Raw genomic sequence first — 16,485 nt, forward strand, 5'->3', positions numbered from 1 at the left:
CAGATTTAGGCCAGGTTAAATAGAGATTGCAGAGCCGTCAACCACCTGGGCATAGCCTTTGGTAATGATTTTATCGCCGGGCTCAATGCCTTTAACAACCAATGTGTTGTTATTGTCTTTAATGCCGGTTTCGATGTAGCGTTTTTTAGCTCGCATCTGTCCGTCTACTTCTTCAGCAACAAAAACAAATTCACCGCTAAAGTCTTTCTTCACCAAAATGGATGGCACAATAATGGCATCTTCGGCGGCAAAGGTTCTGAGCTTTAGCACAGCCAGCATGTTAGGTTTGATTTCATTGGACTGATTGTTCATGTTAATACGCACGCGGAACGTACGGCTTCCCGGGTCAATCACCGAAGATGAGCGGAAAATTTTAGCTTCAGTCGCTTTGTTGATGACAGGAAACTCCAGATTAACTTTATCACCAGCATGCACTTGCTGCAGGTATATCTCCGATACATCAGCTGTAATGTATATTTGCTCGATGTTTACCAGGCGTGCAAAAGGTAGTTGCGGACCAGCCATCTCACCTTCCTTTTGAATCACCTCATCAACCACACCATTGATAGGCGCTCTCACGATGGCCAGGTCTAATTGTGCTTCCAGCGCCTCTTTTTGCTGTTCCAGCGCCTCTTTGTTTGATTTTGCCTGCAGATACTCCATTTCCGAGCCAATGTTTTGCTGCCATAAGTCGGCTTGTCGTTCAAAGGTAGTAGTGGCCAGCTTCAGGTTAATATCAATCTGGGCCAGTGAACGTTTGGTCATCTCTGTATTCAGTCGTGCCAGTACGGTACCTTTCTTCACCCGGTCGCCTTCTTTCACCTCAATAGAAACAATTTTACCTGCAGCTTCGGGGCTGACGATAATATTTTTGTCAGCTTCAACCTTACCAGTTACATCCACAAAATGTTCATATAACCTTGGTTCAACAGGCGTAGCCACGACATTAACTGCTCCTTCTTTTTTATCAGCCGCCAATTCTTTTTCCAGCTTGGCAATGTTTTTCTTAAGTTCGCTTAGCTCTTTTTTGTATTGGTTGAGTTGCTCTTCTTTTACTTGTCTGTCATCATCGCTTTGCTTAGCCGAGCAGGCCACCATTAGTGCGATAAGAGGGAATATTAATAACTTTTTCATGATGTTCGTGTTTAGTTGGGTGTTAATGTTAGTTATCATGGCTATAGTTGGTTAATTGCTTTTTGGTATTTAATGTGTGTATCCAGTAAGTTGAGCGTTGATTGAATATAGCTTATTTGTGACTGGATATACTGACCTTCGTTCTGCGATAGTTCTGTACTTGATGCCAGCCCTTTCGTAAATTTGATGCGCGTCCGATCATAAATTCTAAAGGCGATGGCTTCACCTTCTTTATCGTTAAGATAAGTCGCTTTTGCGTTTTTAAAATTCGACTCAGCCACCATCAGTTGCTGTTTAAGTCCTTCTTCCATCATGCGCATATCATTTTGCAACTTCAGGTAGTTTATTTTCTCCTGCTTCACTTTAGCATGGCGCATACCCGATGTGAAAATGGGCATACTTAGCGATAAGCCAAGCATTTGTGAGTTGGTGTTGTCCATGTTGCTGAATTCATCACCAAACTCAATATAGCTGATGTTATAAAACGCATTTATCTTAGGCAGGTACTGCACTTGCTCATTTTTAATAATGGTTTTCTGTGCATCTTCCTGGGTTTCCAAAATCGAATAGTCGATATGTGTTTTAACATCAAACCCATTGGATTGAGGAGAGTATGCCTCCACAGGCGTTAGCAGAAAATCAATATCATCCGATAACTTTATAGGTTGCTCAATACTTAAACCCATGGAATACTTAAGCACTGCCTCGGCAATAGTCAGTTGTCGCTCGGCATCAAGTACCAGGTTACGCGAGTTATTAACCATTAGCTTTAACTGGTCTACATCGGTCATCTCGCGGAAACCGTTGTTAAAATAGGCTTCTGTTTCCTTTAGTGTTTGCTCGTTGACTTCCAGATTCTTTCTAAAAGTTTCCAGGTTCTTTTTCGCTACCAGCGCCACATAATAGGCCTCTGCCACCGATTGGCGCACATCTATCTGAGTCTTGGTTTTGTTCTTCGCACTAATGTCTACATATATTCTACTGGCCTTAATACCCAGCAGGTATGAACCATCAAAAATTAGCTGACTCACATTACCTGTTGCGTTCCAGTTGTATTGTTGCCCAAACTGAGTTTTAAGGCGTATAGGCTCCGAACCATCTTCAGGCGTCATCGTAATAACATTCTCTTGTATGGATAAATTATTTGTCACCTGTCCTTCGGCATTTACCTGCGGGAGACCGATGGCTATATACTCCCATACTCTCTTTTCGGCAGCTTCAATATCATAAGTGGCGCTTTTGCTCTGAAAAGCATTTTCGGAGGCATATTCCATTGCTTGTTGCAGCGAGAATGCCAGCGAATCGCCAGATGATTGCGCTGCCAGCGGTGCTAATCCAGATGTGAATAAAAGCAGTGCTGTGATTAATTTGATCTTCATAGTTGTGTGTTATTTGTTATATTATTGGTTTTCGCAAAACAGGCGTTCCACTTCCTTTAATCCATTTTCAGTACAAACACCCCTGAAGTGGTATTTAAACACTTCGCTGAATAGTTCCATATTGCGTAGTTCATTAACCGAGAAAAGGCCATTGGTGTCATCAAATGTAAATAGGTGATGAGCCAATAGCAGGCGGGCAATGATGGAGTCATTTATATCTTCGTGGTACAGTTCTTCCTGTTTGCCTTTTTTAATATTGGCGATATAAGCCTCCATTATAAATTCTTTCTGTTTCTCTTTGAAATCGTTCAAGAGGGCTGGGTAGTATTTCTTTAAGTCAAACAATATGGTTGGCTGATACTGCCCAATGTGTGGCTCCATCAACTTCTTAAATTCAAAGAATTGCTCGATGGCATTCAAATCTGAACGCTTAAAAACAGCCATTACCTCAATATCTTTCATATTGGCCAGTTCTAAGGCTTCTTCCACCAGCTTGTTTTTATCGTCGATATGTTGGTAAAGGGTTTTCTTCGACATGCCCAGTTCTCGGGCGATGTCGTCCATGCTTATGCTTTTGATGCCATACTGGCAAAATAGCTTTAATGAACTTTCAATTATTTCCAGGCGTTTTTCTTCCATGCTGCAAAAGTATAAACTTTTTCCTCTTGGGAAACTTTGGTGGTATTAAAAGTTTCTTAAGTTTCTGATTTTTTAATCAGAATACTCCTTAAAGAAGAGCTGTTCGTCAATAATATACTGCCCGTCATCTATTTATGTGTTATAATTTGTCAAAAACGATTTTCTTAGCAATAGGAAAAACTTAATAGTTCAATGTTGAAGTCATTACAAATAGTATCGATCATCCTCATGTGTTTGACGGTTACCAATGCATGGTCGCAAAGCAACAAGCGCTTTAAGGGAAAAAAAGGAACATCCAAACGAGAAATTAAAAAGCGACAACAGGAAGCCTATGACAAGGATGACACTAATGCTTTTAACCCGAAGCAACCAATGGGAGCCAGGCAAAATGACAGTCGTGATGATTTATTGTGGCATGGTGAAACCGCGAATACAATATACGATGGCACCGCGAATATTAGTCTTATTAATGCTTCACGCTATGGTTTAAAGCCAGGTCTTGAGCTTTCGTCTGTGCTATTGCTCAACTACTGGATGCCCAATGTGTACCTCAAGAAACGATGGCGAAACGACACCTGGTATGTAGCCAGTAAGCATGGTTTGTATTCAGCAACGCTCGGCTTACATTGGTTTAATAATAAAAATTACAGCTCGGTGGTTGATAATGCCAGGCAGATACCGTTTATTCTTTCAATGAAAAATGAGTTAATGGTTTCGCGTTTAATTATGAGCGATACCCGTTGTGGAAGGGATAAACCGTACATTATTCTGACTGGTGGTCTTGGGGTTGATTTTGGAGTTCCATTCGGCGATTCTGATTTAAGTGAAATGAAAGGGCACTTTCTGGCCAACAGAAGTCCGGCACTAACAGGCTCAGGGTATTCTGCTTATCTAAAATTAAGGGCCGACTGGCAAATGACGCCCATGCTGATGCTTGGTGGCGGTTTTAAGTACTTCAGGGGTAATTTCTCGGGGAATGGAGCACTGGAGCATCAGGCCGAATTACAAACGTTAATTATTCCTAGTTTGTCGTTTACTATTGGTTATGCACTTTCATTTGCTAACTATGTTGATACCAACAGTATGGCTGTTCTGCCATTTTTCGATATCACCTATTATTTTGGGAAAAGACAAGGACGGCAGAAAGGACTCTTTGGCAATAAGATGTTTTAGGGCTACTGGCAATGGTCCTGGGTGGTCTTTTGTTCAAATTAAGGCGAAACGCTATCAATTCATCCTTTTTGCTTCTTCTGCGAAGGTTATCCTCCTTTATAATTCAATACATTTGACAGCGTTAGAAGTTAAGTGCTTTAATAACAGTCTGGAATTGATTCAGGTTTAATTCATTGACTTGTTAGTTGGATGGTGATTAAATTTTATCTTTATGCGGGCAATAGTGTTTTGCCATTATTTACCCATCAACCAAAAAACAACAAGTGTTTAATTAAATTTAAAATTCTTTTAGCGATGAAGAAAGAAGTAGCCATTGGTATTGACATTGGGGGAACCAATACAGTAATTGGAGTGGTCGACCGAGCGGGAAACCTGCTGGCGGAAGCCTCAACACCTACTTTAACGAATACCGATGTAAAGAACTACCTGGATGTGCTTAGTGCCAAAATCAATGAGACTGTTTTTGAACTTGACGAAGAAGTTGAAGTAATGGGAATTGGCGTTGGTGCACCAAGCAGCAACTACTACACCGGCGAAATTGTAGGCGCATCAAACCTGGGATGGGGTGATGTAGTACCATTTGTCGAATTATTGCGTCAGTACTATGACTACCCGGCTATTGTATTAACCAATGATGCCAATTCGGCTGCCGTGGGCGAAATGATGTATGGCGGAGCCAAAGGGATGAAGAACTTTATCATGTTAACGCTGGGAACCGGTGTTGGTAGCGGTATTGTTATCAACAGCGAACTGGTCCTGGGGCATGATGGATTTGCCGGTGAACTTGGACATGTGATTACTGAGCGTAATGGTCGCGAGTGTGGTTGCGGCCGTAATGGATGCCTTGAGACTTATGCATCTGCAACGGGTATCTGCCGTACTGTATCTGAGTTGAATGCCAACACAAAAATTCCAAGTGAATTGCGAAAAGTACCATCAGGTCAGTTTACCTCCAAAATGGTTTATGACGCTGCTGTTAAAGGTGATGAACTGGCATTGGAAGCGTTCGAAAGAACCGGTGAAATGCTTGGACGTGCCATTGCCGATTTTGTGGCATTCTCAAGTCCTGAAGCGGTATTCCTGTTTGGTGGTTTAGCACAGGCTGGCGATTATATTTTTAAGCCAACCCAAAAGCACATGGAAGAGAATATGTGCTTCCTGTACAGCAATAAAGTGCAGTTGTTGCCATCGGAACTGGATGGTGCCAAAATTGCTGTGTTGGGAGCAAGCGCTGTTGTGTGGAAAGAGCTTGAGCAGATAGAGCAGTAAATGCATAAAAGGGGTGCAGAAACCTGTACCCTTTTGAAACTTCAACTTCTGTTTGGTTGCAAATAGTAATTAATTAAATAAACTAAACATGAAGGCAAAGATTTTATTCGCGTTAATAGCAGTCGCTTTTTTGTATGCTTGCCAGCCTGCAGAAAAGGAGCCTCGATTAACCGACTATGTTGATCCGTTTATAGGAACAGGGGCGCATGGTCACGTATTTCCGGGTGCAACTACTCCATTTGGCATGGTGCAGCTTAGTCCGGTAAACGGGGTAAGTGGTTGGGACTGGGTTTCAGGTTACCATACCACATCAACCGAACTGGTTGGTTTTGCTCATATGTGTTTGAGTGGTACCGGCATTGGCGATTTGGCCGACTTAATTATACTGCCCACTAATCAGGTGGTGGAGTCAGATACCACGGCCGGCGGTAAGAATTTTCTTCAAAACTATAAAGCCAGTTATCAGCACGATAGAGAAATAGCGCAACCTGGTTATTACATGGTAGATTTAACTGACAAAGGCATCAAGGCCGAATTAACAACCTCACGCAGAGTTGGTTTTCACAGGTATCAATTTACCGAAGGCGATGCGCGCTCAGTGATTGTTGATTTGGGGCATGCCATTAACTGGGATCGCCCGGTTGAGACATACATCAAAAAGGAAACGGATACACGTTTTGTGGGCTATCGTAAGTCATCGGGCTGGGCCAACGAGCAATGGCTGTTTTTTGTCATTGAAACCAATCAAGCCGTTAAGGACTTCCAGGTGGTTAAAGGAGGCGAGTTGCAACAGCTCGATGAATTGACAGACCAGGATGTGAAGGCTGTTCTTAAGTTTGATGAGTCAGTGGCAGGTGAAGTGAAGCTAAAAGTAGGACTTTCATCGGCCAGTATTGATGGTGCACGCAAAAGCATCGAGATGGAAATAGCTGACTGGGATTTTGAGAAACAGCGCCAAAATGCATCGGATAGTTGGGAGAAAGAGTTGCAAAAGATTAAAGTGACAACGCCTGAAGAAGATGTGAAAACTATTTTCTACACAGCCTTTTACCATAGTATGATTGCGCCTTATGTTCATTCAGATCATGATGGTGAGTATAAGGGGCTAAATGGCGAGGTTAATAAGGCTGAAGGATTTGAGCGTTACACAGTGTTCTCACTGTGGGATACATTTCGGGCGAGTCACCCTTTATTCACCATTGTGCAGGAAGATTTGGTACACGATTTTATTCATTCGTTTATGGCCATCTACCGCGAAAGCGGTTTGCTGCCTGTTTGGGAGCTGGTGGGTAACGAAACCAATTGTATGATTGGCTACCACGCCATTCCGGTAATTGCCGATGCCTGGCAGAAAGGTTTAATAACTGACATTGATGGCAATGAATTGCTGGAAGCTATGGTGGCTAGTGCTATGACCGATAAGAGTGGTCTTAAGTATTATCGCGAGTATGGCTATCTGCCTGCTGATTTGGAGAATGAATCGGTATCAAAAGCATTGGAATATGCCTACGATGACTGGTGTATTGCACAAATGGCCAAGTCAGTAGGTAATGATGAGGTGTATGAAACCTTTATCAAGCGCGCCGGCTTTTACAAGAATCATTTTGATGCATCAACCGGATTTATGCGTGGAAAATTGGCCAATGGCGAATGGAAGCAGGAGTTTGATCCATTGTACTCGTCGCACCGTGATGATGAATATGTCGAAGGAAATGCCTGGCAATATTCGTGGTTTGCTCCACATGATATTGGTGGTTTGGTGCAGCTGCATGGAGGTGCCGATAAATTCGTAACTAAGCTGGACTCTTTATTTAGCATAGAAGAAGAGGTGAAAGGAGCGCATGCTTCACCTGATATTAGCGGGTTAATAGGCCAGTATGCGCATGGAAATGAGCCAAGTCATCATGTGGCCTACGCCTACAATTATGTTGGTATGCCCTGGAAAACGGCTGAACGTGCCAATGAGATTATGCGTACGATGTATACCACTGAAGTTGATGGCTTGTGTGGTAATGAAGACTGTGGACAAATGTCGGCCTGGTACGTGTTAAGCTCTATGGGTTTTTACCCGGTTAATCCGGCTGATGGTAATTATATATTGGGTACTCCATTATTTGATGAAGCAACTATTGCTTTAGCCAATGGTAAATCGTTTGTAATTACAACACAAAATAATTCACCTGAAAATATTTACATCCAAAGTGCTACTCTAAATGGTCAGGAGCTATCACGCTCATGGTTTACCCATGAAGAGTTAGTAAATGGAGGCGAACTTAATTTAGTGATGGGACTTGAGCCAAATGAACAATGGGGTACAAGCCATCTCCCTCCATCAATGAGCAAGTAGTTTAATTTTTGATAGATTGGTAAAGAAAAGGAGAGATGTAACTAACATACTCTCCTTTTTGATGTTATTGTTATAGTGCTATAATTTATTCGCTTCTGTGCGTTGAGTTAATGACTAACTATCCGGATGCTAGGATTATTTACTTTCAACCACACGGGTTTTGCTCCACGCATCGTGCCAGCCCCGCTCAGCAAACAGGAATGATAAAGCGTTGAAGGGCACTAAACGGCAAAACGAGCGAATGAGAATCGTCGAAAAATCAGGTTTATTGCCGTTTTCATCAATCACCTTTGTTCTGGTAATCATTTTCCCCAGTGTACGGCCGGTAGTTGCTTCCATAACAAGGTAGTAGATAAAGAATGAGAAGAATATCATGAAATACGAAAAACCTATATTGTTCTCAAAGCTGTTAACCGCCTCAGGATTTACAATAGCCACTATTACACCAACAATAATGGCTAAGAAGAACATGAATATATAGGCAAAAATGCCATCAAGTAAGTGATTAATAAACCGTTTGCCTTTGTCAGCTTCCTGTGTATAAAGCTGGTTGCGTATGGCTTCCATTTCAACTTTATGCTTTAACTCCGGGTCTTCACTATAGGTTGTGCAGGCTACCTGGAATTCTGCCGGAGCATTCGTCAGGCTGCAAATAATACCTTTGTGTGTATCAAATTTCTGATGTTTGCAGGCTTTGCAAAATCGTAAACGTTCCTGTCTGTTCATTTTACCTTGTTCTTTGAGTCTTTTTCCGGGTATGAAAATACACTTTTACCATCGTATTCGGCTATATGTAAGTCATTAATTGGTGTTCTGTGCACTAATTACACATGTATGCCGTTCTTCAACGGTTTTGCCGGAGGCGTATATGCATTGGAAATAAATAATATAAATACCAGGTGCCAGAGCAGCACTTTGTTCATCTAAACCATCCCAGGTAAAATAGCCAGTTTGGGCCAATGTCTGGTTGTTAATCAGGTAACGCACCTCATTGCCATAGCTGTCATAAATGCGAATGGTGCCGATGGCGCCTGTTTCTTCGGTAGTATAATAAATGTTCAGAAAATCAGTTGTCCCGTCGCTATTGGGTGTAAATACTTCAGGTGTAACTGAAATTGTTTTGGCATGTAATTCAGGATTAAATGGTTCAGTTGTTTGCGAATTGGTGTAGCCTGGTGTAGCGAAACCTGCAGTTGATGCAGCCGAATGCCAGTTGGTCGCATCATTTGTAGGGCTTTCCCATGATAAGCGCTCGAGTGATATCCCTTCTTTGTCTTTTAATAAATCAAAATGCATTTGTTCGCTGTAGTTAAACACATCCAGAATGATACCTTGCTTATTGGTAAGCGCTACTATTCCTTCCTGATCGGGGTAGGTCGGTAGTGTTTGTGCCTCCAGTAGGGCCGTTTCATCCTTGCAGCTGTAAAACTGTTTCAGTTGGGCTATGTTTTGAGAGATAGCTACGTAGCTTTTAGGCAATAGTAACTGGTTTATATTATCAATGGCATGTAGCTTTTCAATGGTCTCTTCATTAATTTCAGGCAGATATAGGTCGCTTAGATTAATGATTTTATCTGATTGGTTGTAAATTTCAACAAAGTCTTTACCATCGGTATAGGGATTGAATAACACCTCATTGATAAGTAAATCGTTCTTTTCAAGTGAATCTGGCACGCCAAACAATAGTGGGTACTCCAAATGCATGAGGTTGCCTGCCCAATCACTAATGCCAATTGCCGATAAACGATAAGCATCATTCACATGCAAAGGTTCTGTGAAATGCATGGTCAGCTCACGCAGAAAGACCGAGTCTGATTCTTGTCTTTGGATTGTAAGTGAAGGCTCTATCTCAACGGATATATTATCAGTAAATAACATGGTTTCATCAAATGTAATCAGTAAGGTGCTGTTGCTTTGAAGAACGCATTGCGCGATGTTGGGAGGCTGAATATCAGCATTTCCACGATAAACCGAGTTAATTGTGCCTGGTGTTCCTCCACTCAAATTCATGCACCTGTGGTAATTATCTTTTTGCCCACTTTGGTTGAGAGGATCAATGCGTTCCACAGACCAGCCACCCTCACGTTTAAAACCTTCGCCTGGAATTGCAGCAGGTGAATAGCGGAAAGCATCCATAATATTATCATCGGCATCCGAAAGTACGAGTTCGCAACCGGTGTTGTTAAGTGCTGGCATATTATCTACAAAAATAGCAGGTACATCTTCCGGCCAGTTATCTGCATCAGCAGAATTGAGCAGGCAAATCATTGCCCTGGCTGGTAGAGTGGCTGCAGGCAAGGTCACCTGTTTGTTGTTAATCCACAGCTTCCAGTTATGTAATGACAGTTCAAATTCAGAAGTGTTAAGTAGCTCAATGTACTCCACTTCAGGTAGACCCATTGAAGGTGTTGGATCGGCCATCCATTCGTTAAATACCACATCAAAACGTTTGGGTTGGTAAAATACAATTGAACTGGTTTTCTCAGGAATGATATCGCCAATTGCATCTGTCACGTTACTGATGGTAAGCTGGTAGGTCTGTCCGTTATTAAGGGCTTCGGCAAGAGTAACACTATATATTGTCGGACTAATTGTCTTAATGTCGCCAATCCTGATTGGATAATCATCAATGGTAAAAATGGCATTCATAAAGCCATTCGCATTAACGGATTTTGTAAAATGCAGTTCCAAGGTTGAAGTATCAATAAGCCTAAGGCTGTTAATGCGTGTAACCTGGTAACTAAACTCAATTGTGACAGGCTCTATACTATTTCCAGCTGTGTCTTTGATGTTTTTGACTACTAATTGTTCAGCATCTGTATCGTCAATGATTGGGTCGAAGAAGAGGGTAAGCTCTAGATTATCATTTGAGTAGGTGTAGGAAGATGGTTGGCGGCCACTGTTGGCTAATGAGAAGTTGTCAATGGTAATACTGCTTTCTTCCAACGGTTCATTAAAGCTGAGTTGCATGCTTGAGCCATTAATGAGTTCAAACTGGGTAATGATAGGGGGTGTTTTATCAGAGAATGGTAGGCCATTAACCACAATGTCATCCAGAAAGAATTTGTCAGCGCGCGTTTTGGTGTATTTACAATACCATCCAAAATAAGCTGAAGGACTATTGTATTCGTAATTTACTGTTCCTTCTGATATCCAGCCGTTACCATCATTAACGTCCAACTGCCAGGTATTAGCGGTTCGGCTAACCCTTACAAGTATATCTACAGCTGGCAGGTTAAGACGACCAGTCACTCCTTCAAGTAGTTTCGTTCTTTCGCCGTTTACAACCTTATACAGGCAGATGTTATCTGCTGTGTTTCCAAGTTCAACATACACGGCAGTGGAGGCCTCAATGAGCTGACTATTATTGCTGATGAGGTACACGCGTGCCAGGTTGCTCGATGAAGGATTAAACCCCATCTGTACGCGAAAAGTCCAGCTGGCTTCCTCAACAATATTACACGCTGTTGACAGATAGGCTGTGCCTGCATCAGTATCATTAAGTTGAAGCAGCTGCTCAGAGTTAACAATAAACTTATCGTCATTGCCTATCCATTGAGGCGCTGTAGTGAAGTTGTTGTCACTGAATGATTCATATAATTGGGCTGTCAGGTTGAGTGGGAGACATAGTAAAAGGACAAAAAATCGCATCATTCGGTTAAGGGTTAAAGTAAATATTTCTATTTTTGTATTGAAATGTAAGCAATTGAACAATCCACCAACAAACAACAAATTAATACATTTTGCTTACTATGTAAAGTTAATATCACCGTTGAGGTCATATTTTTTGTTTTACTATGAAAAGTATGATTTAAGCAGTTTAAATTATTAGAGTAATGAAAGTAGCAATCGTTGGTGCTAGTGGCGCTGTAGGACAAGAGTTCCTAAGGGTTTTGGAAGAACGCAATTTTCCGTTGGATGAGTTGGTTTTATTTGGCTCTAAAAGGAGTGCAGGTAAAAAAATTACGTTTAAAGGTCAGCAGTTGACAGTTAAAGAACTTCAGCATAATGATGACTTTAAAGATATTGATATCGCTTTGACTTCGGCCGGTGGAGGAACTTCGAAAGAGTATGCTGAAACAATTACCAAGCATGGTGCGGTTATGATTGACAATTCTAGTGCTTTTCGCATGGATGACGATGTGCCGCTGGTGGTACCTGAGGTGAATGCTGCCGATTGTAAAAATGCCCCACGCAACATTATAGCCAACCCTAACTGTACTACCATTCAGATGGTGGTGGCACTGAAGCCAATCGAGGAGTTGTCGCATATTAAGCGTGTGCATGTGTCTACCTACCAGGCATCGAGTGGGGCCGGGGCAAGTGGTATGCAGGAGTTGGAGGATCAGACAAAAGCCATTGTTAACGGTGAAGACACTAAAGTTGAAGCTTTTCAATATCAGCTAGCCATGAACCTGATTCCACAGGTAGATGTGTTTACCGACAATGACTACACCAAAGAAGAGATGAAGATGTTTAACGAGACACGTAAGATTATGCATAGTGATATTGCAGTAAGTGCTATGTGTGTCCGTGTACCTATTCTTCGTGCACACTCTGAATCAGTTTGGGTAGAAACGGAAGCCCCAATTACACCAGTGCAGGCTAAGGAAGCTTTTTCAAAAGCTGATGGTGTTATATTAATGGATGATCCGGCTAATAAAGAATACCCGATGCCTCTATTCTTAGCTGGTAAGGATGAGGTGTTTGTTGGGCGTGTGCGTCAGGATTTAGCCAATCCAAATGGCTTAACTTTCTGGTGTGTATCCGATCAAATCAAAAAAGGAGCAGCTCTTAACGCTGTGCAGATTGCTGAATACATGATTAAAGAAGGACTGATTAATTAGAGATATTAAACAAATAATATACGGAAGGAGTGATGCTAAGCATTGCTCCTTTTTATTTGCGCTTTTTCTTGCGTTTAAGACCGACCTGGTAAATCTGTATTCCCCTTGATTTTCCTTTCAGCTTAATAGTCTCCAGTTCTTTGGTCGCAAATTCTTCCGGATGGCGAAGCGTCTCGTAAAGAACACCAGAAATCAACAATGATTGTTTGTATTGATTGCACATGGATTCGATGCGGGCGGTAGTATTTAAGGTGTCGCCATTGTACGAGATGTCTCGCTTAAACCGCCCAACCTGCAAGACCATAATTTCGCCCACGTGCATGCCGGCTTTAAACTCAGGTTTGATGCCGTAAATAGTGTCATAAAAAAGGTTCTTGCCCTGAATCACTTTTTGAAAAGCGAAAAATGCTTTAATGCAGTTGTTATTTCGAATGCCTCGCTTTAAATCCCATGAGATGATTGCCCCATCGCCAAGGTATTGGTAAATAGCGCCATGGTAGTTTTCAACAATAGCTAAATCGCTGAAAACATCCTGCACCAGATAACTGAATTTTTTGTGCCCTAACTTTTCAGCGATAGTAACCGATGACTTCATGTCGATAAACATGAATATGCGCTTCTCAACCCGCGGTTTATTAAGTGTTCCGGTTAACCAATGCAAAAAATTGCCAACACCTATTTTTCTGAATACACCTCTGAAAAAACTATTGAGAATACAGGAAATGTAAAACCATACAATGAACCGAACGTGCTCAATGGTTAGCTCAGGCATCAGACGGTAATAGATTTGAAAGTCTTTTAACTGCTCTGGCTTAATGGTGGCATTGGCCGATAGAAATATAATAAGCAAAGCGATTAGCAGGTAGAATAAAAACCGGAGTAATACAATTATTCGGATGGGAGAGAAGCGCATCAGTTTATCTGAGAAAAGCAGATCAAAACTGGTAAACAACACAGATAACATAGATGCCAGCAATACTGTATTGCCATAAATATCATCCTTTGTAAATAGCTTAAAGTAGTTGATGAATGTAGATTCATCTCCAGTGATGAACACATACATCGCCAGTGAAGCCAGCCAAAACAATAGGTGGTAAAAGAACGAATGAAAGAAGTTAAGGGTTCTTATTTTAAGCTTATCCAGTGAAAACATGATTGTTCAATAGCAAGATGTGAGGTGAATCAATATCCTGTTTACCTTAACAGCCCTGATAAGTTTCACTTCTCATGCAAAAAATACAGGCTTTATTGCTTAGTTGTTGAACAGCAGATATAAAAAAGGAGAATGTTCGACATTCTCCTGATATGTATTGTGTTTATTCCAATTCACCTTCCTGATTGTAGGAGTTGTAAAGATAATCGTTAAAAGGGAAGCGTTGCGAATGTATCTTTTTTACCTCGTCGTAAATTATCTGCTTAAACTTTACAAAGTTAACCTTGTTCTTTGCCGATATAAAAATACAATCGGGCTGTTTGCCCATCCATGTTTCTTTCAGGTCATCCAGCGAATAGTTCTCCCGCTTCTTAGGCGTAAGGTCGTCCTCATCTTTTGGGGTGTATTCGTAGGCATCTACCTTGTTAAATACCAGAATTGAAGGTTTCTCACGATTGTCAATCTCATTTAGCGTTTTGGTAACCACCTCTATCTGCTGCTCAAAGCCCGGATGTGATACATCCACTACATGAAGTAAAATATCAGCTTCGCGCACCTCATCAAGCGTTGATTTGAACGATTCTACCAAATGGTGAGGTAGTTTACGGATAAATCCAACAGTATCGGCCAGTAAGAAAGGGATGTTATCGACCACCACTTTGCGAACGGTGGTGTCTAATGTTGCAAAAAGCTTATTCTCGGCAAATACTTCTGATTTACTGAGTACATTCATTAATGTACTTTTGCCCACATTGGTATAGCCAACAAGTGCTACGCGTACCATTTTTCCCCGGTTCTGACGTTGGGTAGCCATCTGCTGATCAATCTTTTTAAGATCAATTTTGAGTTTTGCAATTTTATCGCGAATGATACGACGGTCAGTCTCAATCTCTTTTTCACCCGGTCCGCGCATCCCAATACCACCTCGCTGGCGTTCAAGGTGCGTCCACATCCGCGTTAATCGAGGCAACAGATACTGGTATTGCGCCAACTCAACCTGTGTTTTAGCGTGAGCCGTTTGAGCCCTGCGTGCAAAAATATCCAAAATAAGGTTGGTGCGATCCAGCACAAGCACCTTCAGTTCGCGTTCGAGATTGCGCAATTGCGATGGCGATAATTCATCATCAAAAATGATGGTTTTCACCTCATGCACCTTCATAAAGTCAATTATTTCCTGAAGTTTGCCTCGTCCAACAAATGTTTTGGGATCGGGCATAGTCAGGTTTTGGGTAAAGCGTTCAAAAGGAATGGCTCCTGCTGTTTCGGCCAGAAAAGCCAACTCATCCAGATATTCATTTACCTGTTGCATGGATACTTCCGGTGTTTTAACCGCAACTAATACAACTTTTTCCAGCTCCTTTTGTGATGAAGGACTTTCTATCATTTACAACCTTTTAGTTTTATTATTTGAGCGCAAATATAGTTCAATTTGAAGCAACAAAAAACCCCGCATTCGCGGGGTTTTTTATATTGTTACTGTAGTAGTTACTACTGCAATACAAAGTTGATAGGCACAGTATAAGATACTTTTACTGCTTTACCCCTTTGTTTACCTGGTTTCCAAGCTGGCATCGCCTGTACTACGCGAATAGCTTCTTTATCCAGGTTAGGGTCAACACCACGGGCAATTTTCACATCTGTTACTTTACCTTTAGTGTTAACAACGAAAGACACATATACACGACCCTGAATACCGTTTTCCTGAGCAATAACAGGATACTTCACCGATTGTGCAATGTACTTGCGTAATGCCTCTTCTCCACCAGGGAACTCAGGCATGTCTTCTACAATAAAGAAGACCGGTGCATCGTCAGACTCCTCTTCTTCCATGGCTAAGTCTGAGAAGTCAATCTCAGTATCTTCTTCCATCTCAGTGTCTTCGATGTCTAATTCTTCATCCAGCTCCACATCATCCTCTACAATGTTTAATACATCGGCAACCTTTGGTGGTGGCGGTGGTGGCGGTGGTTTTACTTCTTCCTGCCTTGTGATAGGCATGATTTCTTCCTCGGCTTCAAGCTCTTCCACCATCTCAAACTGAGATGCATCCACATCGGTAGTAGTCCACTCAAAAGCAATTAAAACAATTGCCAAGGTAACCACCAACCCGATCTGCATGAAGACGCTTTTCTTGTTCTCAAGATCTGCCTTCGGCGACTTTTTTACTTCCATAATAGATCAAAGTTTTGGTGCCTAAAGATAGCTATTATTACCAGTTTTTCTCAATTTAAATAGGACCGTTTCAATCCTCACCCAAATTTTGAGTGCATAAAAATAGAATTTTAAAATCAAATTTCATTCAAATTTCCATAGTTTTTAGGGTAGCTGTCAAGAGTAAATCCTAAAAAGGCATTTTTGTGACTAAAATCAGGTGTTCATTTTGAGTAGGAGTGTTGCTAAAAATAAAAAAACATCTATATTTGCACTCGCTAAGGTTAAAAGGGCCTTATTTAATAAGTGATGGGGGATTAGCTCAGTTGGCTAGAGCGTTTGACTGGCAGTCAAAAGGTCAGCGGTTCGATTCCGCTATTCTCCACAGGTAAG

General features: G+C 41.6%; 12 protein-coding genes and 1 tRNA gene. 5 read left to right on the forward strand and 8 right to left on the reverse strand.

What is annotated here, in order from left to right; genetic code table 11:
- Positions 1–15: 15 nt before the first annotated feature.
- Genes KDU71_RS08250 through KDU71_RS08260 form a run of 3 tightly spaced genes read right to left on the reverse strand, consistent with a single transcriptional unit; the run spans position 16 to position 3,152 of the window.
- Positions 16–1,134, reverse strand: a complete 1,119-nt coding sequence (locus KDU71_RS08250) for an efflux RND transporter periplasmic adaptor subunit (RefSeq protein ID WP_244828289.1) — start codon at positions 1,132–1,134, stop codon at positions 16–18.
- Positions 1,135–1,175: 41 nt separating this feature from the next.
- Positions 1,176–2,513 (reverse strand): TolC family protein, encoded by a 1,338-nt coding sequence (locus KDU71_RS08255; RefSeq protein WP_212189512.1) that lies wholly within the window; start codon positions 2,511–2,513, stop codon positions 1,176–1,178.
- Positions 2,514–2,534: 21 nt separating this feature from the next.
- On the reverse strand, positions 2,535–3,152 hold the full coding sequence (locus tag KDU71_RS08260) for a TetR/AcrR family transcriptional regulator (protein WP_212189513.1): 618 nt from the start codon (positions 3,150–3,152) through the stop codon (positions 2,535–2,537).
- 192 nt (positions 3,153–3,344) lie between these two features.
- Between KDU71_RS08260 and KDU71_RS08265 the strand changes: the two genes are divergently transcribed.
- The 3 genes from KDU71_RS08265 to KDU71_RS08275 all read left to right on the forward strand — a co-directional run bounded on the left by KDU71_RS08265 (position 3,345) and on the right by KDU71_RS08275 (position 7,941).
- On the forward strand, positions 3,345–4,325 hold the full coding sequence (locus KDU71_RS08265) for a hypothetical protein (protein WP_212189515.1): 981 nt from the start codon (positions 3,345–3,347) through the stop codon (positions 4,323–4,325).
- 294 nt (positions 4,326–4,619) lie between these two features.
- The gene (locus KDU71_RS08270; protein WP_212189517.1) at positions 4,620–5,594 is read left to right on the forward strand and encodes an ROK family protein; all 975 of its coding nucleotides are present in this window, start codon (positions 4,620–4,622) and stop codon (positions 5,592–5,594) included.
- 88 nt (positions 5,595–5,682) lie between these two features.
- Positions 5,683–7,941, forward strand: coding sequence for a GH92 family glycosyl hydrolase (locus KDU71_RS08275; RefSeq protein WP_212189519.1), 2,259 nt, complete (start codon positions 5,683–5,685; stop codon positions 7,939–7,941).
- A 135-nt stretch (positions 7,942–8,076) separates the two neighbouring features.
- On the opposite strand, the gene KDU71_RS08280 is transcribed toward KDU71_RS08275, so the two are convergent.
- Positions 8,077–8,667, reverse strand: a complete 591-nt coding sequence (locus KDU71_RS08280; protein ID WP_212189521.1) for an RDD family protein — start codon at positions 8,665–8,667, stop codon at positions 8,077–8,079.
- A gap of 75 nt (positions 8,668–8,742) precedes the next feature.
- Complete coding sequence (locus tag KDU71_RS08285; protein WP_212189523.1) at positions 8,743–11,595, reverse strand: lamin tail domain-containing protein; 2,853 nt, start codon at positions 11,593–11,595, stop codon at positions 8,743–8,745.
- 182 nt (positions 11,596–11,777) lie between these two features.
- On the opposite strand from KDU71_RS08285, the gene KDU71_RS08290 reads away from it, so the two are divergent.
- The gene (locus KDU71_RS08290) at positions 11,778–12,788 is read left to right on the forward strand and encodes an aspartate-semialdehyde dehydrogenase (RefSeq protein ID WP_212189525.1); all 1,011 of its coding nucleotides are present in this window, start codon (positions 11,778–11,780) and stop codon (positions 12,786–12,788) included.
- Between the two features lie 52 nt (positions 12,789–12,840).
- Here the strand turns inward: KDU71_RS08290 and KDU71_RS08295 are convergent, their stop codons facing one another.
- The 3 genes from KDU71_RS08295 to KDU71_RS08305 all read right to left on the reverse strand — a co-directional run bounded on the left by KDU71_RS08295 (position 12,841) and on the right by KDU71_RS08305 (position 16,113).
- A complete protein-coding gene (locus tag KDU71_RS08295; RefSeq protein ID WP_212189527.1) occupies positions 12,841–13,941 on the reverse strand; it encodes an adenylate/guanylate cyclase domain-containing protein in 1,101 nt (366 codons plus the stop codon).
- Between the two features lie 163 nt (positions 13,942–14,104).
- The gene (hflX, locus tag KDU71_RS08300; protein WP_212189529.1) at positions 14,105–15,325 is read right to left on the reverse strand and encodes a GTPase HflX; all 1,221 of its coding nucleotides are present in this window, start codon (positions 15,323–15,325) and stop codon (positions 14,105–14,107) included.
- Between the two features lie 104 nt (positions 15,326–15,429).
- Entirely contained in the window at positions 15,430–16,113 is a 684-nt protein-coding gene (locus tag KDU71_RS08305) for an energy transducer TonB (RefSeq protein WP_212189531.1), read from the reverse strand.
- A 290-nt stretch (positions 16,114–16,403) separates the two neighbouring features.
- On the opposite strand from KDU71_RS08305, the gene KDU71_RS08310 reads away from it, so the two are divergent.
- Positions 16,404–16,477, forward strand: a tRNA-Ala gene (locus KDU71_RS08310).
- The last annotated feature ends 8 nt before the right edge of the window (positions 16,478–16,485 follow it).

The organism is Carboxylicivirga sediminis, assembly GCF_018156225.1.
GTDB classification, from domain to species: Bacteria; Bacteroidota; Bacteroidia; order Bacteroidales; family Marinilabiliaceae; genus Carboxylicivirga; species Carboxylicivirga sediminis.